Source organism: Streptomyces huiliensis, from assembly GCF_020037025.1.
Classification (GTDB): domain Bacteria; phylum Actinomycetota; class Actinomycetes; order Streptomycetales; family Streptomycetaceae; genus Streptomyces; species Streptomyces huiliensis.
In genome coordinates this window covers 13,097-32,753 of sequence record NZ_JAIQLH010000112.1, presented here as the reverse complement: position 1 = coordinate 32,753, position 19,657 = coordinate 13,097, and the positions used below count along the sequence as shown (strand labels likewise).

General features: G+C 71.0%; 21 protein-coding genes. 9 read left to right on the top strand and 12 right to left on the bottom strand.

Annotation, left to right across the window (positions count from 1 at the left end; genetic code table 11):
* Positions 1-3 precede the first annotated feature (3 nt).
* Positions 4-1,629, bottom strand: coding sequence for a monocarboxylate uptake permease MctP (gene mctP / locus JNW98_RS20420; protein WP_223769709.1), 1,626 nt, complete (start codon positions 1,627-1,629; stop codon positions 4-6).
* A complete protein-coding gene (locus JNW98_RS20415) occupies positions 1,626-1,901 on the bottom strand; it encodes a DUF3311 domain-containing protein (RefSeq protein ID WP_223769708.1) in 276 nt (91 codons plus the stop codon). The genes mctP and JNW98_RS20415 overlap by 4 nt, the downstream gene beginning before the upstream one ends.
* A 203-nt stretch (positions 1,902-2,104) precedes the next feature.
* Here JNW98_RS20415 and JNW98_RS20410 point away from each other — a divergent pair, with 203 nt between their 5' ends.
* Entirely contained in the window at positions 2,105-2,758 is a 654-nt protein-coding gene (locus JNW98_RS20410) for an HAD family hydrolase (protein WP_223769707.1), read from the top strand.
* 68 nt (positions 2,759-2,826) lie between these two features.
* Entirely contained in the window at positions 2,827-3,201 is a 375-nt protein-coding gene (locus tag JNW98_RS20405) for a VOC family protein (protein ID WP_223769706.1), read from the top strand.
* Between the two features lie 28 nt (positions 3,202-3,229).
* On the opposite strand, the gene JNW98_RS20400 is transcribed toward JNW98_RS20405, so the two are convergent.
* Together JNW98_RS20400 and JNW98_RS20395 are read right to left on the bottom strand one after the other, a co-directional pair.
* Positions 3,230-4,087, bottom strand: coding sequence for an SPASM domain-containing protein (locus JNW98_RS20400; protein WP_223769705.1), 858 nt, complete (start codon positions 4,085-4,087; stop codon positions 3,230-3,232).
* Positions 4,088-4,636: 549 nt separating this feature from the next.
* Positions 4,637-5,407 (bottom strand): GntR family transcriptional regulator, encoded by a 771-nt coding sequence (locus tag JNW98_RS20395; RefSeq protein WP_223769704.1) that lies wholly within the window; start codon positions 5,405-5,407, stop codon positions 4,637-4,639.
* Positions 5,408-5,648: 241 nt separating this feature from the next.
* Between JNW98_RS20395 and JNW98_RS20390 the strand changes: the two genes are divergently transcribed.
* The 4 genes from JNW98_RS20390 (at position 5,649) to JNW98_RS20375 (ending at position 10,386) form a co-directional block, all read left to right on the top strand.
* Positions 5,649-6,920: an extracellular solute-binding protein gene (locus tag JNW98_RS20390; RefSeq protein ID WP_223769703.1), complete on the top strand. Its 1,272-nt coding sequence runs from the start codon at positions 5,649-5,651 to the stop codon at positions 6,918-6,920.
* Positions 6,921-7,017: 97 nt separating this feature from the next.
* Positions 7,018-7,995, top strand: coding sequence for a carbohydrate ABC transporter permease (locus JNW98_RS20385; RefSeq protein ID WP_223769702.1), 978 nt, complete (start codon positions 7,018-7,020; stop codon positions 7,993-7,995).
* Positions 7,992-8,822, top strand: a complete 831-nt coding sequence (locus JNW98_RS20380; RefSeq protein ID WP_223769701.1) for a carbohydrate ABC transporter permease — start codon at positions 7,992-7,994, stop codon at positions 8,820-8,822. The genes JNW98_RS20385 and JNW98_RS20380 overlap by 4 nt, the downstream gene beginning before the upstream one ends.
* Positions 8,823-8,832: 10 nt before the next feature.
* Positions 8,833-10,386: a glycoside hydrolase family 3 protein gene (locus JNW98_RS20375; RefSeq protein ID WP_223769700.1), complete on the top strand. Its 1,554-nt coding sequence runs from the start codon at positions 8,833-8,835 to the stop codon at positions 10,384-10,386.
* 85 nt (positions 10,387-10,471) lie between these two features.
* Here the strand turns inward: JNW98_RS20375 and nagB are convergent, their stop codons facing one another.
* Positions 10,472-11,254 carry a glucosamine-6-phosphate deaminase gene (gene nagB, locus JNW98_RS20370; protein ID WP_223769699.1) on the bottom strand — a complete coding sequence of 261 codons (783 nt, stop codon included), beginning with the start codon at positions 11,252-11,254 and terminating at the stop codon, positions 10,472-10,474.
* Positions 11,255-11,334: 80 nt separating this feature from the next.
* Entirely contained in the window at positions 11,335-12,096 is a 762-nt protein-coding gene (locus JNW98_RS20365; protein WP_223769698.1) for an SDR family oxidoreductase, read from the bottom strand.
* Between the two features lie 83 nt (positions 12,097-12,179).
* Between JNW98_RS20365 and JNW98_RS20360 the strand changes: the two genes are divergently transcribed.
* Together JNW98_RS20360 and JNW98_RS20355 are read left to right on the top strand one after the other, a co-directional pair.
* Positions 12,180-12,797, top strand: coding sequence for a TetR/AcrR family transcriptional regulator (locus JNW98_RS20360; RefSeq protein WP_223769697.1), 618 nt, complete (start codon positions 12,180-12,182; stop codon positions 12,795-12,797).
* Positions 12,798-13,197: 400 nt separating this feature from the next.
* Positions 13,198-14,667, top strand: coding sequence for a sensor histidine kinase (locus tag JNW98_RS20355; RefSeq protein ID WP_223769716.1), 1,470 nt, complete (start codon positions 13,198-13,200; stop codon positions 14,665-14,667).
* 177 nt (positions 14,668-14,844) lie between these two features.
* Here the strand turns inward: JNW98_RS20355 and JNW98_RS20350 are convergent, their stop codons facing one another.
* Positions 14,845-15,102, bottom strand: a complete 258-nt coding sequence (locus JNW98_RS20350; protein WP_004937597.1) for a WhiB family transcriptional regulator — start codon at positions 15,100-15,102, stop codon at positions 14,845-14,847.
* A gap of 321 nt (positions 15,103-15,423) precedes the next feature.
* Positions 15,424-16,392, bottom strand: coding sequence for a diacylglycerol/lipid kinase family protein (locus JNW98_RS20345; protein ID WP_223769696.1), 969 nt, complete (start codon positions 16,390-16,392; stop codon positions 15,424-15,426).
* Between the two features lie 121 nt (positions 16,393-16,513).
* Between JNW98_RS20345 and JNW98_RS20340 the strand changes: the two genes are divergently transcribed.
* Positions 16,514-16,999 carry a hypothetical protein gene (locus JNW98_RS20340; RefSeq protein WP_223769695.1) on the top strand — a complete coding sequence of 162 codons (486 nt, stop codon included), beginning with the start codon at positions 16,514-16,516 and terminating at the stop codon, positions 16,997-16,999.
* A gap of 152 nt (positions 17,000-17,151) precedes the next feature.
* Here the strand turns inward: JNW98_RS20340 and JNW98_RS20335 are convergent, their stop codons facing one another.
* The 4 genes from JNW98_RS20335 to JNW98_RS20320 all read right to left on the bottom strand — a co-directional run bounded on the left by JNW98_RS20335 (position 17,152) and on the right by JNW98_RS20320 (position 19,647).
* Positions 17,152-18,075 (bottom strand): RNA polymerase sigma factor SigF, encoded by a 924-nt coding sequence (locus JNW98_RS20335; RefSeq protein WP_223769694.1) that lies wholly within the window; start codon positions 18,073-18,075, stop codon positions 17,152-17,154.
* A 16-nt stretch (positions 18,076-18,091) separates the two neighbouring features.
* Positions 18,092-18,508, bottom strand: coding sequence for an ATP-binding protein (locus JNW98_RS20330; protein ID WP_004937609.1), 417 nt, complete (start codon positions 18,506-18,508; stop codon positions 18,092-18,094).
* Between the two features lie 198 nt (positions 18,509-18,706).
* Positions 18,707-19,264: a GNAT family N-acetyltransferase gene (locus JNW98_RS20325; RefSeq protein WP_223769693.1), complete on the bottom strand. Its 558-nt coding sequence runs from the start codon at positions 19,262-19,264 to the stop codon at positions 18,707-18,709.
* A gap of 119 nt (positions 19,265-19,383) precedes the next feature.
* The gene (locus JNW98_RS20320) at positions 19,384-19,647 is read right to left on the bottom strand and encodes a UBP-type zinc finger domain-containing protein (protein WP_223769692.1); all 264 of its coding nucleotides are present in this window, start codon (positions 19,645-19,647) and stop codon (positions 19,384-19,386) included.
* Between the last annotated feature and the right edge of the window lie 10 nt (positions 19,648-19,657).

Here is a 19,657-nt window from a genome sequence, read left to right as displayed (position 1 = left end):
GGGTCAGTGCCCGCCCGGCGCCCCCGCCGTCGCCGGGGGCAGTTCCGTCCGGACGCCCGGGTCGCCCGCGTCCGCCGTGTAGTCGGAGGGGCGCGTCGCGTCGACGCCGTCCGGCACCTTGGCGGCCCGGAAGACGAGGGTGAGGACAACGGCGACGAGCACGTTGACCGCGAAGGCCGTGAGCCCGATGTACCCCTTCTCCCCGATGAAGGGGATGAGGTTGGTGTTGCCGAAGTGGTCCTGCGTGGCGCTCGGGGTGTCGTACGCGCGCCAGGTGCCGTAGATCATGCCGGCCGCCCAGCCCGCCAGCAGCGCCCAGCGGTGGAACCAGCGCGTGAACAGGCCGCCGACCAGGGCGGGCACGGTCTGCAGGATCCAGATGCCGCCCAGCAGCTGGAAGTTGATGGCGACCGTCTTGTCCATGGTGAGGACGAAGACCAGGGCGCCCACCTTCACCAGCAGGGACGCCAGCTTGGAGACCTTCGCCTCGTGCGCGGGCGAGGCGTCCGGCCGCAGGAAGTCCTTGTAGATGTTGCGGGTGAAGAGGTTGGCGGCGGCGATGGACATGATGGCCGCCGGGACCAGGGCCCCGATGCCGATCGCCGCGAAGGCGACGCCGGTGAACCAGTCCGGGAACATGTCCTCGAAGAGCTGCGGGATGGCCAGCTGGCCGTTCTTCACCTTGATCCCGGCCGCCACCGCCATGAAACCGAGCATCGCCAGCAGCCCCAGCATCAGCGAGTACAGCGGCAGGATGGTGGTGTTGCGGCGGATGACGTTGCGGCTCTTGCTGGACAGCACGGCCGTCACCGAGTGCGGGTAGAGGAACAGCGCCATCGCCGAGCCCAGCGCGAGGGTCGCGTAGGCCCACTGCGCGTCGGGCCCGGTCGCCAGGGCGCCGCGCGGCTTGCCCGTGTCCGGGTTCTTGGCGGAGAACGCCTCGCCCGCCTTGGCGAAGACGTCGTCGAAACCGCCCAGCTTGATCGGGATGTAGATGATGGCGACCGCGATGACGATGTAGATGAGCGCGTCCTTGACGAACGCGATCAGCGCCGGGGCCCGCAGCCCGGACGAGTAGGTGTACGCCGCCAGCACGCCGAAGGCGATGAGGAGCGGCAGGTCCTTCATGAACCAGTTCGAGCCGCCGCCGATCCCCATCACGTCCAGCACCGCCTGGATGCCGACGAGTTGGAGGGCGATGTACGGCATCGTGGCGAGGATGCCGGTGAGGGCGAGCGCCAGCGACAGTCCCCGGGAGCCGAAGCGGCCCCGGACGAAGTCGGACGAGGTCACGTACCCGTGCTTGTGCGACACCGACCACAGGCGCGGCAGGAAGGTGAAGACCAGCGGGTAGCAGAGGATGGTGTACGGCACGGCGAAGAACCCGGCCGCGCCGCCCGCGTAGACGGCCGCCGGCACGGCGACGAAGGTGTACGCCGTGTACAGGTCGCCGCCGAGCAGGAACCAGGTGACCCAGGTGCCGAACGAGCGCCCGCCCAGCCCCCATTCGTCGAGGTTGTCGGAATTCTCGGCCCGCCGCCACCGCGCGGCGTAGAAGCCCATGACCGTGACGGCCAGGAAGAAGATGATGAAGACGGTGAGCGCGACACCGTTGACGCCGTCCTTCACGGCCGCCCACCCCGCTTCCGGTCCCGCTCCTGCCGGCGCACGAGCACGTACGCGACGGTCGTCAGCGCGGTGGAGATGATCACCCAGAGCATCTGGTACCAGTAGAAGAACGGTATGCCGATGAACGCGGGCTTCAGCCGGGCGTAGGAGTCGACCCAGAGCATCGCGCCGAACGGGATGGCGAGGCAGACGCCCGCGACCACCATCGGGAGGGTCACGACCGGCTTGCGGCGGCCGTCGGCGGGTGGTGCGGAAGCGGGTGGTTCGGACATGCGACGGCTCCGTCCCCGTGCGTCGGCGGCATGGCGCGACGGTCGCGGCGCGGTTCCCCTGCGGCGCGATCATTCGCGTAATGCGCACGAAATCTAGGGGAGGGAGCCTCCGGTCGTCACCCCCTGTCCGGATATCGGTATGACAACATCAAGTTCCGCCGCGCGGGGGAGGCTGGGAGCGGCCCGCGCATAGGCTGAAGGGCATGCGCGACAAGCCCTTTGACCTCGTCATCTTCGACTGCGACGGCGTACTGGTGGACAGCGAGCGGATCTGCGTCCGCGTGGAGGCGGAGTATCTGGCCGAGTTGGGGGCCCCGTTCACCGAGGCGGAGATCATAGAGAAGTTCGTCGGGTCCCCGGCGGAGATCATGCGGGCGGCCGTCGGGGAACGCCTCGGCCGGCCGCTGCCCGTCGACTGGTGGAAGCCGTACGAGCAGCGGTATGTGGACGCGTTCGCAGCCGAGTTGACGGCCGTGGAGGGCGTCGCCGAGGCACTGGAGGAGCTGGACGTCCCCTTCTGCCTCGCCTCCAACGGCGACCGCGCCGCCATCCTGCGGAACCTGCGGACCACCGGCCTCCACGGTCACTTCGAGGGGCGCGTCTTCAGCGCCGAGGACGTGGCGCGCGGAAAGCCCGCCCCGGACCTCTTCCTGCACGCCGCCCGGACCATGGGAGCGGACCCCGCCCGGTGCGCGGTGGTCGAGGACAGCCGGTACGGCGTCCGGGCCGCCCGCGCGGCGGGGATGCGCTCCTTCGGCTACGCCGGCGGACTGACGCCCGCCGGCCGGCTGGAGGGGCCGGGCACGGTCGTCTTCGACGACATGCGGAAGCTGCCCGCGCTGCTCGCCGCGGGCTGAGCCGGCGGTCAACGCGGGGGTGTGGCAGGGTCCTTGTCCGGGTCGGTGGCGTCTGCCATGATCGCGGGATGCTGAGCATCGGATCGCTGGTCCTGGGCGTCGACGACATGGAGCGTGCGGCGCGGTTCTGGACCCGGGCCCTCGGCTACGAGCCGCGTGACGGCGCGGTCGACGCGACCTTCACCGTCCTGGTGCCGGCCGCCGAGGGCGCCGGCGCGCAACTGGCCCTGATGCCCAGCGAGACGGCCCCCGACAGGTATCCGCGCCTCCATCTCGACCTGTACGCCGCCGACGCGGCCGAGCAGGCCGCGGAGGTGGAGCGGCTGCTGGCGATCGGGGCCGAGCGGGTCGACTGGGACCGTTATCCGGAGGACCCGGACTTCGTCGTCCTCGCCGATCCGGAGGGGAACCGGTTCTGCGTGATCGACACGAGTCACGGCTGACGGCTTTTTCGTGCCTGCGGTGCCGCCGTCAGAGGAAGTCCGCGTGCGGCGTGGAGGGCACCTCGTCCGCGTACGCCGCCAGCGCGTCGTCCAGGGCGACGCGCCCGCCGAGCAGCAGGTCCAGCAGCTCGTTCTGCGGCCGGTAGAAGCAGGATCCGCAGGCCGCGGTGGCCGGCGGCTCCGTCGCGTCCCAGGCGGCGCGGGCGGCGCCGTCCAGGACGTCCGGCCAGCCGTCCGCGACGACGTCGCCGAGGTCGTATCGGGGGTCGTGGCTCACCTGGGGGCAGGGGAAGAGCCGGCCGGCGGCGTCGACGGCGACGGTGAAGCGGCTGTAGTGGCAGCGGTCGAAGCGGGCCCGGCGGCCGTCGTCGTCCGAGGCGCCTTCCGGAGCGGCGGCCGGGCGCGGCAGCCGGACCTCGAACGCGTCGTCCGCGAGCAGGGCGGCCTGGCGCAGGGCCGGCGCGACGCCCGGTGGGCCGCCGTGCCGGCCGGTGTCGAAGCGTATGTAGTGGGCGCCCGCCGCCCGCGCCGCGCGGGCGGCGGCCAGGATGTCACCGGGGTCGCGTTCGCTGATCACGTAGTGGAAGCCGATGCGGAAGTCCGGGTCGATGGCGGACTGCCGCAGGTCGCCGACGTCGTCGAGGAGCGACGCCAGCGTCGTCCGGCCGGGCGCGGTCGCGGCGGCCCGGAAGGCGGCCTCGGTGCCCGCCGGGAGCGCGACCCGTACCCAGGTGTGGGTGGAGGCCACGCACTCGGCCGTGTCCGGGCGGCCGAGCCGGGTGCCGTCGGTGACCAGCCCGAGGCGCAGCCCGGCCTCGTGGCCCGCGTCGCAGACGGCCGGGTAGCCGGGGTGGCGGGTGGCTTCGCGGACGCCGCGGAAGGTCACCGCCCGGCCGCCGGAGGCCGCGAATCCGCGCAGCAGGGCGATAGCCTCCGACGTCGGGAGGGGGATTTCCGATTCCGCGGGGGAATTCCCGGAGGCCGGTCCGAGTGCATCCGTTCCGTTCGGGCTCTCCGGGCCGTTTCCGCTTTCTCGCCCGTTTCCGATTTCCGGCCGGGAATGCGCGGAAGGCCCCATGATGTCGAGCCGTACATGCACCGGACGGATTTCCCGGCCTTCCACGAACCGGCGTAGCAAATCGCCGTGGGCGAGGACTTTCCGTGGTGAATGCGCCGGGGACGGGCCGGGCGCGGGCCTCTCGCGGCCGCCCTGCGGTGCGGTCCCGTCATGGCTCCGCACGCCCGCGGTGTCGTCCATGATCGTCCTCTCGCGAGGCAGCGGTCGGGCGCCGGTGACACTATGAGCCACCGTCATGACCGTCAATAGGAATGGACCCGGAGCCGGCCGTTCCGCCCGGCCCGGCACGGTCGTTCTCCCCGCGGAATCGCCGTGCCCGGACGGTCGGAACGGCCGGACGATTCCGCGGCGCGCGCACTATTCCGTCGCGGGCCGCCGCAATCGGGCGACGAACTTGTAGCGGTCCCCGCGGTAGACCGAACGCACCCACTCCACCGGCGCGCCGTCCGCGTCCCGCGAATGGCGGGACAGCAGCAGCATGGGGAGGCCCACGTCGGTGCCGAGCAGCCCGGCCTCGCGCGGGGTGGCGAGCGAGGTCTCGATGGTCTCCTCGGCCTCGGCCAGGTGGACCCCGTAGACCTCGGCCAGCGCCGTGTACAGGGACGTGTACTTGACGAGGTTCCGGCGCAGCGCGGGGAAGCGCTTCGCGGAGAGGTGGGTGGTCTCGATGGCCATGGGCTCGCCGCTGGCCAGCCGCAGCCGTTCGATGCGCAGCACCCGGCCGCCGGGGGTGATGTCGAGCAGTCCGGCGAGCCGGTCGTCCGCCGTGACGTAGCCGACGTCGAGGAGTTGCGAGGTGGGCTCCAGGCCCTGGGCCTTCATGTCCTCCGTGTAGGAGGTCAGTTGCAGCGCCTGGGAGACCTTGGGCTTGGCGACGAAGGTGCCCTTGCCCTGGATGCGTTCCAGGCGGCCCTCGACGACCAGCTCCTGGAGGGCCTGGCGCACGGTGGTGCGCGAGGTGTCGAACTCCGCGGCCAGGGTGCGTTCGGGTGGCACCGGCGTGCCGGGGGGCAAGGTTTCGGTCATCTCCAGCAGATGACGTTTGAGCCGGTAGTACTTGGGGACGCGAGCCGTCCGCACACCGCCGGCGGTGCTGCCGTTCTCCGCTGTCCCGCCCTCGGTCGCCATGGCGTGCCTTCCCGACTCCGATCCTGCTGCCGTCACCGGCTCCTCCGTCTATCGCGGTCACATGGTGGCACGGGCAGTGCCCGAGGGGACCGGAGACGCCCAGGTCGCCCCTCAGGTGTCGGTCCGGTAACGGAGCCGACAGCGACTCTTATACACCCTTGACACCCCAAAAGGTCTAGGCCAAGCTGCGGGCACTGGTCTAAACCATTAAAGACCACTTTTCGGTCCTGAGGAGAGTGCTGTGAAGCGTGGGCTCATAGCGGCGACGGGTGTCGCGGCCTTGTTGGTGAGTGTGGCTGCTTGTGGGTCCGACAGCGGCGACAAGGATTCCGGTTCCGGGGACTCCAAGGGCAAGACCCTCACCGTCTGGTTCATGGACGGCTCGAACCCGCCCAAGTGGACCGAGACCGTGAAGTCCGAGTTCGAGCAGAAGACCGGCGCCAAGCTGGATGTCCAGATCCAGAAGTGGGACAACATTCAGCAGAAGCTCACCACCGCGCTCTCCGAGTCCACGCCGCCCGACGTCTTCGAGATCGGCAACACCCAGACCCCCTCCTACGCCGCGACCGGTGGCCTCGCCGACCTCGAGGACCTGAAGAAGGAGATCGGCAAGGACTGGACGGACTCCCTCAACAAGCCGTCCGTGTTCGAGGGGACGCAGTACGCGGCACCCTGGTGGGCCGCCAACCGCGTCGTCATCTACAACAAGAAGGTCTGGGCCGACGCCGGGATCAAGGACATCCCCAAGACCCGCGCCGACCTCTTCAAGGCGTTCGAGGCCATCCAGAAGAAGGGCGACGCCGAGCCCCTCTACCTGCCCGGCCAGAACTGGTACTTCTTCGACGGCCTCACCATCGGCGCCGGTGCCGACCTGGTGAAGAAGGACGGGAACAAGTACGTCTCCAACCTCGCCGACCCCAAGGTCGGCAAGGCCATGGAGGTCTACAAGCAGTACCAGGCGTTCAGCAAGGCGCCGAAGGACAAGGACGAGGCCACCCCGCAGCAGGCCGACGTCTTCGCCAAGGGCAAGACCGGCGCCTTCATCGGCATGGGCTGGGAAGCCGACACCGCGATCAAGGCCAACCCGGAGATCAAGAAGGACATCGGCTTTTTCACCATCCCCGGTGAGACCGCCGACAAGCCCGAGGGCGTCTTCCTCGGCGGCTCCAACCTCGCGATCGCCGAGCGGAGCAAGAACAAGGAACTCGCCGAGGAGTTCCTGAAGATCGCGCTGTCCGACAAGAACGAGGGCGCCCTCGTCAAGGAGGTCGGCTCGATCCCGAACAAGGAGTCGCTGCTCGCGCAGGTCAAGGGCCACGGGGCCGGCGAGGCCGCGGCCCCGGCGGCCAAGGGCGGCGGCACCACCCCGCTGATCGCCGAGTGGGCGGCGGTCGAGAACGCCCCCAACCCGATCAAGGCGTACATGACGGCCGTGCTCAACGGCAAGTCGCCCGAGGACGCGGCCAAGCAGGTCGAGGGCGAGATGAACAAGCGCCTCAGCCAGAAGCAGTGACCCGCGCGGGCGGGCGGGGCGCGGGCCGGACACCGGCCGGCGCCCCGCCCGCCCGGCACCACGCACCACCGTTGTACAGGGGAGAAGGCGGACGACGATGTCAGCGCAGACCGAAGAGGCGGCGGCCCGGCCCGCCTCCCGGACCGGCAAGGGTGGCGCACCACCGGCGTCCGGGGTGTCCCAGCGGACGGGCAGGGCGGTCCCGTACCTGCTGATCCTGCCCGCGGCCGTCTTCACGGTGCTGCTGCTCGGCTGGATCATGGTGCAGAACGGCCTGCTGTCGTTCCAGAACCTCAACCGGCGGCAGCTCATCCGGCGCACCACCGAGTGGATCGGGTTCGACAACTACACGGACACGCTGGGGCACGAGGAGTTCTGGCGGGTCACCCTCCGCTCGGTCGTCTTCACCGCGGTCAACGTCGCGCTCGTCATGGTCGTCGGCTGCCTGATCGGGCTGCTGCTCGCACGGCTCGGCAAGCGGACGCGGCTGCTGCTCCTGCTCGGCCTCGTACTGGCCTGGGCCATGCCCGTGGTCGCCGCCACCACGGTCTTCCAGTGGCTGTTCGCCCAGCGCTTCGGTGTCGTCAACCATGTGCTGGACCAGCTGGGCTGGCACTCCATGGCCGAGTACAACTGGACCAGCGGGCAGTTCTCCACCTTCTTCGTGATCACCGTGCTGCTCGTGTGGCAGTCGGTGCCGTTCGTCGCGATCAACCTCTACGCGGCGACTACCACGATTCCCAAGGAGCTCTACGAGGCCGCCGCGCTGGACGGCGCCGGCGTGTGGAAGCGGTTCACCTCGGTGACCTTCCCCTTCCTCAAGCCCTTCTTCTACGCCACGACGTTCCTCGAAGTCATCTGGATCTTCAAGTCGTTCACCCAGGTCTTCGTCATCAACGAGGGCGGCCCCGACCGCCTCACGGAGACCCTGCCGGTCTACGCCTTCGTCGAGGGCATGAACAACCAGCACTTCGGCATGGGCGCGGCGATCTCGATCCTGACCATCCTCATCCTGCTCGCCCTGACCGCCTACTACCTGCGCCTGGTGCTCAAGCAAGAGGAGGACGAGCTGTGAAGCGCTCCCTGATCGGCCGGATCTGGCCGGGGGCGACGGCGGTCGTCCTGTTCCTGGGCTTCGTCTTCCCCGTCTACTGGATGTTCGCCACGGCCTTCAAGGCCAACAAGGACATCGTCGGCGACGACCCGGTCTGGTTCCCCACCAGCCCGACCCTCGAGCACTTCGAGAAGGCCGTGGACGCCGAGGGGTTCTGGACCTTCGTCGCCAACTCCTTCATCACCACGGCGGTCGCGGTGCTGCTGTCCCTGGTGATCGCGCTGCTGGCCTCCTTCGCCATCGCCCGGATGCGCTTCCGGGGCCGCCGGAGCTTCATCCTGGTGATGATGATGGCCCAGATGGCGCCCTGGGAGGTCATGGTCATCGCGTACTACATGATGGTGCGCGACGCCGACATGCTGAACAGCCTGGCGCCGCTCATCGCCATCTACACCCTGATGGTGCTGCCCTTCACCGTCCTGACGCTCCGCGGCTACGTCGCCGCCGTGCCGAAGGAACTGGAGGAGTCGGCCATGGTCGACGGCTGCACCCGGGGCCAGGCCTTCCGCAAGGTGATCTTCCCGCTGCTGGCACCCGGCCTGATGGCCACCTCCCTCTTCGGCTTCATCACCGTGTGGAACGAGTTCCCCTACGTGCTCATCCTGAGCAAGGACCCCTCCGCGCAGACGCTGCCGCTCTGGCTCACCGGTTTCCGGACCACTTTCGGCGACGACTGGGGCGCCACCATGGCCGCCTCCTCCCTCTTCGCCGTCCCCATCCTCATCCTGTTCGTCTTCCTCCAGCGCAAGGCCGTCGGAGGACTGACCTCCGGCGCGGTGAAGGGCTAGCACTGCACTCATGGACACGCTGACCCGTGACGCGCTCACCGTTCTCCAGCCCGGCTTCACCGGGACCACCCCGCCCGACTGGCTGCTGCGGCGGCTCGGCGAAGGACTCGCCGCCGTCGGCCTGTTCGGCCGCAACGTGGCCACGCCGGACCAACTCGCCGCCCTCACCGCCCGGCTGCGCGCCGAGCGGGACGACGTGCTCGTCGCGATCGACGAGGAGGGCGGGGACGTCACCCGCCTGGAGGTCCGTACCGGCTCCTCCTTCCCCGGCAACCTCGCGCTCGGCGCGGTCGACGATCCCGGGCTGACCCGGGCCGTCGCCCACGAGTTGGGCCGCCGGCTCGCCGAGTGCGGGATCAACCTCAACTGGGCGCCCTCCGCCGACGTCAACTCCGATCCCGACAACCCCGTCATCGGTGTACGGTCCTTCGGTGCCGACCCGGAACTCGTCGCCCGGCACACCGCCGCCTACGTCGAGGGCCTCCAGGCGGCGGGCGTGGCCGCCTGCACCAAGCACTTCCCCGGCCACGGCGACACCTCCGTCGACTCCCACGACGACATGCCCCGGGTGGGCGTCGACCTGCCGACGCTCCGCGCCCGCGACCTGCCGCCCTTCCACGCGGCCGTGGCGGCCGGCTCCAAGGCCGTGATGAGCGCGCACATCCTGCTGCCCGCCCTCGACCCGCGGCTGCCGGCCACGCTCAGCCCCGACGTCCTGCACGGCCTGCTCCGGGCGCCCGTCGAGCGGGGCGGCCTCGGCTTCGACGGCCTGATCGTCACCGACGGCATCGAGATGCGGGCCATCTCCGCCGCCTGGGGCCTCGAACGCGGCGGCGTCATGGCCCTGGCGGCCGGTTGCGACGCCATCTGCGTCGGCGGCGGCCACTCCGACGAGGGCACCGTCCTGCGGCTGCGCGACGCGATCGTGCACGCCGTCCGCTCGGGAGAGCTCCCCGAGGAGCGGCTCTCCGACGCGGCGACCCGCGTCCGCGCACTCGCCCACTGGGCGTCGAAGGCGGGGGAGGGCGCGCGGGAGGGGAGCGCGCCCACCCCCGACATCGGGCCTGCCTCCGGCGACGGGCCCGGGTCCGGCGACGGGCCCCGGCCCGACATCGGGCTCGTCGCCGCCCGCCGGGCCCTGCGCGTCACCGCGACCGCCGACCACCGCCCGCCGCTCGACGGCCCGGTCCACGTCGCCGCGTACACCCCGGCGGCGAACTTCGCCGTGGGCGACGAGACGCCGTGGGGCATCGCCGCCGACCTGACCCGCCTGCTCCCGGGTACCACGACCGGCGACTACGGCCCGGACACCGCCGGCATCGACGCCGTGCTGCGGGACGCCGGCGGACGCCCGGTCGTAGCGGTGGTACGGGACGTCCACCGCCACCCGTGGATGGCCGCCGCCCTGGCCGCCCTGGTCACCGCCCGGCCCGACACCGTCGTGGTCGAGATGGGCCTGCCCAAGGCGCCGCCGACCGGTGCCCTGCACATCGCCACCCACGGCGCGGCCCGCGTGTGCGGCACCGCCGCCGCCGAGGCCGTCGCGGGCCGGACCACCGGCTGAGACCCACCGCTTCACGAGGCTGCCTCATCCGGCCCTCTCGCCCGGGCTGACCAGGGTGAGAGGGCCGGCGGCGTGCCGGGCGGTCCTACAGCCCCTGCCAGCTCGGCTTCGCCGCGTACGTCGCGCGGAAGTAGTCGGCGAGCCGGAGCTGCGAGGCCGCCGCCTCGTCGACGACCACGGTCGCGTGCGGGTGCAGCTGCAGCGCGGACGCCGGCACCAGCGCGGAGACCGGGCCCTCGACGGACCGCGCCACCGCCTCCGCCTTGCCCGCCCCGGTGGCCAGCAGCACCAGGTGCCGGGCCTCCAGGATGGTGCCGATGCCCTGGGTGATGACGTGGTGGGGGACCTCCTCGATGCTGTCGAAGAACCGGGCGTTGTCCTGCCGGGTCTGCTCGGTCAGGGTCTTGATCCGGGTACGGGAGGCGAGGGACGAGCACGGCTCGTTGAACCCGATGTGCCCGTCGGTACCGATGCCGAGCAACTGGAGGTCCACACCGCCCGCCTCGGTCAGCGCGCGGTCGTACGCGTCGCACGCTCCCTGGACGTCCTCGGCGGTGCCGTCCGGGCCCATGAACGAGGCCTCGGTCAGCCCGAGCGGCTCCACCACCTGGCGCAGCACCGTCGACCGGTACGACTCCGGGTGGTCGGCGGGCAGGCCGACGTACTCGTCCAGCTGGCAGATGCGGGCGCGCGAGGGATCCAGGGAACCGGAGCGGACCATGTCCGCGAGGGCGTCGTAGACGGGCAGCGGCGTCGAGCCGGTGGCAACGCCGAGCAGAGCGTCGGGCTTGCGGCTCAGCAGGACGGCGATGGCCTCCGCGATGAGAGCGCCGCCTGCCTTGGCGTCCGGGACGATGACAACTTCCACGCTGGGCCTGCCGATCTTGGGATTGGGGTGGTATAGACCAATCTAACAGAGCCGCCCCCGTGGAAGCCGTTGCCCGCGCCCTACAGCAGGGCGCCGCCCGTCGCGTCGATCCACTGCCCTGTCACCCACCGTCCTTCGGGCGAGGCCAGGAAGCCCACGACGTCGGCTATGTCCCGCGGCTCCCCGACCCGCCGCAGGGGCGACATCTCGGCCATCGCCTCCCAGGCCCCCTTGTTCCGCTCGCCCCGCAGCCAGCCGGCGTTCAAGTCCGTGTCGACCACGCCGGGGGCCACCGCGTTGACCGTGATGCCGCGCGGGCCGACCTCCTTGGCCAGCGTCATGGTGAAGACGTCGAGGGCGCCCTTGGTCATCGCGTACGCGATGAGGTCCGTCATCATCGCCCGGCGGGACAGCCCGGTCGAGATGTTCACGATCCGGCCGCCGTCCCGCATCCGCTCCAGCCCGAGCTTGGCGACGAAGAAGGGGGCCTTGGTGTTGAGGGCGAAGACGCCGTCGAACTCTTCCTCTGTCGTCGCTCCGATCGGCTTGCGCACTCCGTCGGTCCCGGCGTTGTTGACCAGGATGTCGACCCCGTCCGCCTGTTCGTCGTAGGCCGCCCACAGCGCCTCCGCGTCTCCCGGCACCCCGAGCCGTGCCCGGACCGCGAAGGCGGAGCCGCCCGCGGCCGTGATGGCCGCGACCGTCTCCGCGGCCGCCCGCTCGTCCCGCCCGTAGTGCACGGCCACCCGGGCGCCGTCCCGCGCCAGCCGCTCCGAGATCGCCCTGCCGATACCCCGGCTGCCGCCCGTCACCAGTGCCGTCTTGCCCTTGAGCGTGCTCATGGAAGCCGCCCCCCTCTTTCCCTAGGGATCGTTACAGAAAGAAGGTAGCAGAGATTCTTGAGCGAGCGCTATAAAATTGCGGCATGTCGACGAAACAGCGAGGACGACCCCGGTCCTTCGACCGGGCCACGGCCCTGGAGAAGGCGGTCATGGCCTTCTGGGAGCACGGCTACGAGGCCACCTCCATCGCGGACCTCACGCGCAGCATGGGCATCGGCGCACCCAGCCTCTACGCCGCCTTCGGTGACAAGAAGGCCCTGTTCAGCGCCGCCGTCGAGGAGTACGGCCACACGTACGGCGCCTTCCTCGGTCGCGCCCTGGAAGAGGAGCCCACCGCGCGCCGGGGCATCGCGCGGATGCTCCGCGAGGCCGCCGCCGAGTACACGGCCCCCGGCCGCCCGCCCGGCTGCCTGGTCATCACGGCCGCCACCAACGCGACGGAGGCGTCGGCGGACGTGGTGGCTGCCCTGCGCGAGCAGCGGGAGGCGAACGTAAGCGCCATGGAGCGGGTCATCGCGGCCGGCAAGGCCGCCGGGGAGCTGCCCCACGACGCCGACCCGCGAGCCCTCGCCCGCTTCGCGGCCGTCGTCATCCAGGGCATGTCGCAGCAGGCGCGCGACGGCGCGAGCCGCGAAGAGCTCGAAGCGGTGGCGGAGTTGGCCCTCCGGTCCTGGCCGGAAGCCGCCCCGGCCGACGCCTGACGGACGGAACGTGACGCCTGACGGGCGGGAGGCGAAGAGAGGGGAGGCGGCTGCGCCACGGGCCGCGGCGCCTGACGGGGACCCTCGACCCCGCCGGCACCGCAGCCCGGAGCTGATATCGGCCGGTCCGGACACCGCGGGGTGTGCGGGCCCCGCGTCCGGAGCGGCCGACTGGAGGCCGTGGCGCGGTCAGGGCAGAGAGCGCCGGGCCTCGTGCCGCCCTCCTGTGCGGGGAGAGCGGAGCTTTACTCGTTCATTGTGGACTAGACCATTCGCCCTGTCCATGCTTGCGCGCCGGAACTCCGCGTGTCCCGGCGGCGAATCGGCGGTGCCGCGCCGCGCGGGGACCGGCCCTCTCCACCGGTCCCGAAAAGGAATTAGGCTCACAGCCGTGCCCTCCATGAACGATCTCGTACGCCAGCACACCGCCCTCGACGGCTCCGACCTCGAATGGCTCCACCTGCTGGTCTCGGAGTGGCAGCTGCTCTCCGACCTCTCCTTCGCCGACCTCGTCCTGTGGATCCCCACGCTCGACGGCACCCGGTACGTCTCGGTCGCCCAGATGCGCCCCAACACCGGCCCCACCTCGTACCAGGACGACATGGTCGGCCACCTCGTCCCGCGGGGGCGCCGGCCCATGCTCGACGCGGCGCTCGACGAGGGCCGGATCGTGCGCGAGGGCGATCCGGAGTGGCGCGAGGAGGTGCCGGTCCGGGTGGAGTCCATCCCGGTCCGCCGCGAGGGGCGCGTGCTCGGCGTCATCGCCCGGAACACCAACCTCCTCACCGTCCGGACGCCGAGCCGGCTGGAGCTCACCTACCTGCAGAGCGCCTCCGACCTCGCCCAGATGATCGCCGCCGGAACGTTCCCCTTTCCGGGGCAACAAGTCGACATGGACGCTTCGCCGCGCGCCGGTGACGGCCTGGTCCGGCTGGATGCGGACGGGGTCGTCCAGTACGCCAGCCCCAACGCGCTCTCCGCCTACCACCGCCTCGGCCTCGCCGCCGACCTCGTCGGGCATCATCTGGGTGAGACCACCGCTCAGTTGGCGCCCTCGCGCGGCCCGGTGGACGAGGGGCTGGCGAAGCTCGCCAGCGGATGGGCGCCGCGCGAGTTCGAGGTCGAGGCCAACGGCGGCGTCATCCAGCTACGGGTCATCCCCCTCAAGCCCAAGGGCACGCACATCGGTTCGCTCGTCCTCCTCCGGGACGTCACCGAACTGCGACGCCGCGAGCGCGAGTTGATCACCAAGGACGCCACCATCCGGGAGATCCACCACCGGGTGAAGAACAACCTCCAGACCGTCGCCGCCCTGCTGCGCCTCCAGGCCCGCCGCATCGTCTCGGCGGAGGGGCGCGAGGCGCTGGAGGAGGCCGTACGCCGGGTCGGGTCGATCGCGATCGTCCACGAGACGCTCTCGCAGAACCTCGACGAACGGGTCGAGTTCGACGAGATCGCGGACCGGGTGCTCGCCATGGTCGCCGAGATCTCGCCCGGCCGCGTCCACACCCGCAGGACCGGACGGTTCGGAGTGCTCGACGCGGAGGTCGCGACTCCGCTCTCCATGGTGCTGACCGAACTGCTGCAGAACGCCCTGGAGCACGGGTTCGGCCCGGGGGAGCAGGGGACGGTCGAGGTGACGGCGGTACGCGGGGGGACGCGGGCCGACGCGCGGCTGCTGATCTCGGTCCAGGACGACGGGCGGGGGCTGCCCGAGGGCTTCGACCCGCACCAGGCCGGCAACCTCGGCCTCCAGATCGTCCGCACCCTGGTCGAGGGTGAGCTCGGCGGCAGGTTCGACATGGTGCCTGCCTCCGAGCGGGGCACCCGCGTCGTGCTTGACCTCCCCGTCCGGCCGGAAAAGCCCTGATCGAACCGGCGCAGCCGGCCCGGTGACGCGGCTCCGGGCCGGCGGCGGCCCCGGCACAGCACTGAGCCCCGGACCGTGACCGGTCCGGGGCTCAAAGCTTCACTGTGCGGTGCTGGTGGGCGCCCCCGATACGTCAGGGGCACTGCGCGCTGCGGCTCGGGGGCCGAGGGGGCGTCGTCAGGCGGTCGCGTTGCGAGCCCGGTTACGGGCGGCGCGGCGCTTCATCGCGCGGCGCTCGTCCTCGCTGAGGCCACCCCAGACGCCGGAGTCCTGGCCGGACTCGAGCGCCCACTGCAGGCACTGCTCCATCACGGGGCAGCGGCGGCAGACGGCCTTGGCTTCCTCGATCTGCAGCAGCGCAGGACCGGTGTTGCCGATGGGGAAGAACAGCTCGGGGTCTTCCTCGCGGCAAACGGCGTTGTGACGCCAGTCCATGGCTGCTCCATCTCCTCGTTATTGCGGCTACGTGGCTTGTGAATGTGAACGCTTTCACGAATCCCCCCGCACGGGAAGGGCCGTTACCCAGTCGAGACTGGCTGCGGTCCAGGAAAGAGAGAGGGGGTTCGGGCAATCCGGGAAGGCCGAGATGAGCGGCTGTCCCGTTCGCCATGAAGAGACTCGCAAACCTCGGCGGCGGACACAACCCCTTCTGGAAAGTTTTTTTTGATTCCTCGGTGTCAGCTAGGTCACAGCCGTACTTCCAGGGGGTGGAACCCAGCCTAAACGTTCGAGTGGAAGGACTTTAGGCCCTCACACTCACACAATCACACGCAGTGCACGGCGAACGCCTGTGAACGTCACGCTCGTACGCAGCCCGAGGTGGTCACCGTCCATCTGAAACGGGAGTGGGGCCTGCGAATGCAAGGTGAAGGAACTCTGGTCATGGAGTGACACAGCGTGTCTGCCCTCGGGTCCGCGCTCGGGAGTCGACGTCAGCAGCCGGGTGATGTGACGGCCGGCCGTGACGGTCGAGAGCTTGGTGAGTCCCAGCACGTCAAGGCCGGTGTCGAAGGACGCGCGGGGCAGCGCGTAGATCGGCCGGTTGCCGAAGTACGTCCACGGCGACGTGTTGCAGATTATCGACATGACGAGATTCGCGAGTGGCTCCTCGCCAGGCCGTTCGAGGGTGATCGTGCCGTGCCGGCGGTTGGTCTCGCCCGCGAACTGACGCATGAACTGTCGCACGTACAGGGAGTGCGTCGAACGTTTGCCGCGCTCGCGCTGTTGCTCCACCCGGCCGACCACGCCGGCGTCGAAGCCGAGTCCGGCGCAGAAGGTGAACCAGCGCCCCGGCACTCCCTCGTCCTCGCTGCCCGGGGTCCCGGTCGCGTGGCCCAGGCCGATGATCCGCTCGTCGCCGTCGCGCAGCGCCTCCAGCAGGGCGCCCGCCGCCTCGACGGCGTCGTTCGGCAGCCCCAGCGCGCGGGCGAACACGTTGGTCGAGCCGCCCGGCACCACCGCCAGGCGCGGCAGGCGCTCGGGATCGGGGCCGTGGTGGAGCAGACCGTTGACGACCTCGTTGACCGTACCGTCCCCGCCCAGCGCGACCACCAGCTCGGTGTTCCCGCTCTCCGCGGCGGCCCGCGCCAGGTCCCGCGCGTGCCCCCGGTACTCGGTGGTGGCGACCTCGAGCTTGAGGTCGCTGGCGAGCGCGTGCACCAGGACATCGCGCGTACGGGCACTGGTGGTGGTGGCCGAAGGGTTGACCACGAGAAGCGCACGCATGCGCGCCAGCCTACCTACCTGTCGGTACACGACCCACCTCAGGTCTCGCCGTCCCGGCCGCCCGCGTCGCCGGATCGCCCGGACGCGACCGGCCGGGACGGGGCGGGGCTACCCTGCTGGGGTGAGCAGCAAGCAGTCCGCGTCGAAGTCCGCCCGTAAGAGCACCGCCCCCGAGGGCGGCGGGAGCAAGGCACCCGACGTCCCGGAGCCGGCCGGTCCGCGGCCCGCCCGGTTGACGGCCGCCGCCGCGCTGGCCGGCCTGGAGGGGCTGGCCCTGCTGGTCGGGGGGCTGTACATCCTGGTCATGGGGTTGCTCGGGAAGCCGGACAGCCCGCGGCAGGCGGTGACGGGCGGGGCGACCATGGTCGCGCTGGCCCTGCTGCCGCTGGCGGCGGCCCGCGGCCTGCTGCTGCGCCGGCGCTGGAGCCGGGGGCCCGCGCTCATCACCCAGCTCGTGGCGTTCCCCGTCGCCTGGTCGCTGTACAACGGAGGCGGCGGGTTGATCGCGGCGGGTGTGCTGCTGGCGGTCGTGGCCGTGGTCACGCTGGGGCTGCTGGTGAACCCGACGGCGACCGAGGCGCTGGGCATCGGTCCCCGGGAGTCCTGAGCGGGCGCGCGGCGGCCCGCACACCGGTCCGGGGCGCCGGCGCGTCCGGCGCGGGAGGGTCGTGCCGCACCGGGGACGGGCCGGGCCCTCCTCCGTGGCGTCCGGTCTCCTCGTCCGGCGCCTGATGTCCCCGGCGTCCGCCGGGTGGGCGGCTACTCCTCGACGAGCAGGCGCTCGCGGAGCTGCGCGAGGGTGCGGGCGAGCAGCCGGGAGACGTGCATCTGGGAGATGCCGACCTCCTGAGCGATCTGCGACTGTGTCATGTTGCCGAAGAACCGCAGCAGAAGGATCTTCTTCTCGCGTGGGGGCAGGTCCTCCAGCAGGGGCTTGAGGGACTCGCGGTACTCGACGCCCTCCAGGGCCTCGTCCTCCGCGCCGAGGGTGTCGGCGACGGCGGGCGACTCGTCGTCCGTGTCCGGCACGTCGAGGGAGAGCGTGCTGTACGCGTTGGCCGACTCCAGGCCCTCCAGCACCTCCTCCTCCGAGATGCCGAGCTGCTCGGCCAGCTCGTGGACCGTGGGCGCGCGGCCGTGCCGCTGGGAGAGCTCCGCGGTGGCGGTGGTCAGCGACAGCCGCAGCTCCTGGAGCCGGCGCGGCACGCGGACCGCCCATCCCTTGTCCCGGAAGTGCCGCTTGATCTCGCCGACGACCGTGGGGGTGGCGTAGGTGGAGAACTCCACGCCCCGGTCCGGGTCGAAGCGGTCCACGGACTTGATCAGGCCGATGGTGGCGACCTGGGTCAGGTCGTCGAGCGGTTCGCCGCGGTTGCGGAACCGCCGCGCCAGGTGCTCGACCAGCGGCAGGTGCATCCGCACCAGGTGGTTGCGCAGCTCCGCCCGCTCCGGGGAGCCGTCGGGCAGCGAACGCAACCGGGTGAACAGGGCGCGCGCTCCACTGCGATCCTGCGGCTGGGAGTGCGGCTGCCGCTGCTGGTCCTGCTGATCCATGTGGTCCGCCCGCTCCGGTCGGTCACTCGCCTCGTCCGGCTCCAGAGCCGCCGCGTTCCCCGGATGGTGCCGGGCGGACTGATGCGGGATGGCCGGGGTGCGTACTTCCCGCGACGATGCAGTACTCACGGAGCCCCCTCTTCCGTCACGGCTGCCCGGGGCCGGCGCCGCGCTTCTTGTGCAGGCTGATGCTGACCGTGCGGTCGTCCGCGACGGTGGAGTCCACCTCGCCGGCCAGGGCGGAGAGTACCGTCCAGGCGAAGGTGTCGCGCTCGGGCGCGCGGCCGTCCGTGGTGGGTGCCGAGACCGTCACCCGGAGCGCGTCGCCGACGAGGCGGAAGACGCAGCTCAGTACGGAGCCGGGCACGGCCTGTTGCAGGAGGATCGCGCACGCCTCGTCGACGGCGATGCGGAGATCCTCGATTTCGTCGAGGGTGAAGTCCAGTCGGGCCGCGAGACCGGCTGTCGCCGTCCGCAGCACCGACAAGTAGGCACCCGCAGCGGGCAGCCGGACTTCCACGAAGTCCTGGGTCGCCCCGGACTCGCCTGCGATGGGGGACACCCTCACCTCCAAGGTGACACAAGCTTCTTGAGCTTTGACGGGCGTCGGCCGTGCACCCTCCGGGAGAGGATGGCACAAGGCCGCCGCGGCACATTTCCGGCTGCGACGCTATCGCGATCTGGAGGTCCGCGCCGCAGGCCCACGACTGTCACTCATGGTAAGCCCATGAGCACGGAAAGTGGCTAGGGGCTTGCGGTCTCAAATCGAAAGAGAGGTCGCCCTGTTGGGATTTTCGTCACTCTGCGCGAGTGCCGCAAGGGCGTGGAGCGGTTCACCCGATATCCGGTGCACCGTCCATTCGTCCATGGGCTCCGCGCCGAGTGACGCGTAGAAGCGGATCGACGGTTCGTTCCAGTCCAGTACTGACCATTCGAAACGTTGGTAGCCGCGCTCCACGCAGATTCGGGCCAGCTCGGCGAGCAGCGCCCGGCCGTACCCGCCGCCGCGCGCGGCGGGCCGCACGTAGAGGTCCTCCAGATAAACACCGTGCGTGCCCGTCCAGGTGGAGAAGTTGCGGAACCACAGCGCGAAACCCACCGGTTCGCCCGCCGAGGCCGTGCTGCCCTCCGTAACCCCCGCTCCGAGGCCGTCACTCTCCGCTATCAGGGCGAAGACCGCGGGGTGCGCGCCGAAGAGCGCCTCGCGCAGCTGCTCCTCGGTCGCCCGCGCGGAGCCCAGCGCCCTTTCGTACGCCGCGAGTTCACGAATCATCGCGTGCAGGACGGGAACGTCGGCGGGCGTCGCGGATCGGATCATGCGTGCATGCTAGCGGGCGGCACCGACAGCGCCCCGGGCACCGACCCGGCTCAGGGTCGGAATCTCAGGGATGCGTCGGGGTCGGATCAGGGGGACGTTCGAGCGGACGCCGGGGAGCATCAAGGCAGCAGGCGCTGGTCGACATAGCACCAGCGCCAGGACTCGCCCGGCTCGAAGCTGCGCATCACCGCGTGGCCGGTCTGCTCGTAGTGCGTGGTGGCGTGCCGGTGCGGCGACGAGTCGCAGCACCCGACGTGCCCGCACGTCAGGCACAACCGGAGCTGGACGGGATGGCTGCCGGCCGCGGCGCACTCGGGGCAGGTCTCGCTTAGCGGGGCAGGCTCGGGGCGCGGCAGCTCGGCGCGGTGCGGGCACTCGATCATGATGGCCAGG

What these genes read in the sequence shown, in the direction of transcription:
- JNW98_RS20415 (WP_223769708.1), bottom strand. Translation starts at nt 1,901, where the DNA reads ATGTCCGAACCACCCGCTTCCGCACCACCCGCCGACGGCCGCCGCAAG.
- JNW98_RS20410 (WP_223769707.1), top strand. Translation starts at nt 2,105, where the DNA reads ATGCGCGACAAGCCCTTTGACCTCGTCATCTTCGACTGCGACGGCGTA.
- JNW98_RS20405 (WP_223769706.1), top strand. Translation starts at nt 2,827, where the DNA reads ATGCTGAGCATCGGATCGCTGGTCCTGGGCGTCGACGACATGGAGCGT.
- JNW98_RS20395 (WP_223769704.1), bottom strand. Translation starts at nt 5,407, where the DNA reads ATGGCGACCGAGGGCGGGACAGCGGAGAACGGCAGCACCGCCGGCGGT.
- JNW98_RS20385 (WP_223769702.1), top strand. Translation starts at nt 7,018, where the DNA reads ATGTCAGCGCAGACCGAAGAGGCGGCGGCCCGGCCCGCCTCCCGGACC.
- JNW98_RS20375 (WP_223769700.1), top strand. Translation starts at nt 8,833, where the DNA reads ATGGACACGCTGACCCGTGACGCGCTCACCGTTCTCCAGCCCGGCTTC.
- JNW98_RS20365 (WP_223769698.1), bottom strand. Translation starts at nt 12,096, where the DNA reads ATGAGCACGCTCAAGGGCAAGACGGCACTGGTGACGGGCGGCAGCCGG.
- JNW98_RS20360 (WP_223769697.1), top strand. Translation starts at nt 12,180, where the DNA reads ATGTCGACGAAACAGCGAGGACGACCCCGGTCCTTCGACCGGGCCACG.
- JNW98_RS20355 (WP_223769716.1), top strand. Translation starts at nt 13,198, where the DNA reads ATGAACGATCTCGTACGCCAGCACACCGCCCTCGACGGCTCCGACCTC.
- JNW98_RS20350 (WP_004937597.1), bottom strand. Translation starts at nt 15,102, where the DNA reads ATGGACTGGCGTCACAACGCCGTTTGCCGCGAGGAAGACCCCGAGCTG.
- JNW98_RS20345 (WP_223769696.1), bottom strand. Translation starts at nt 16,392, where the DNA reads ATGCGTGCGCTTCTCGTGGTCAACCCTTCGGCCACCACCACCAGTGCC.
- JNW98_RS20325 (WP_223769693.1), bottom strand. Translation starts at nt 19,264, where the DNA reads ATGATCCGATCCGCGACGCCCGCCGACGTTCCCGTCCTGCACGCGATG.
- JNW98_RS20320 (WP_223769692.1), bottom strand. Translation starts at nt 19,647, where the DNA reads ATGATCGAGTGCCCGCACCGCGCCGAGCTGCCGCGCCCCGAGCCTGCC.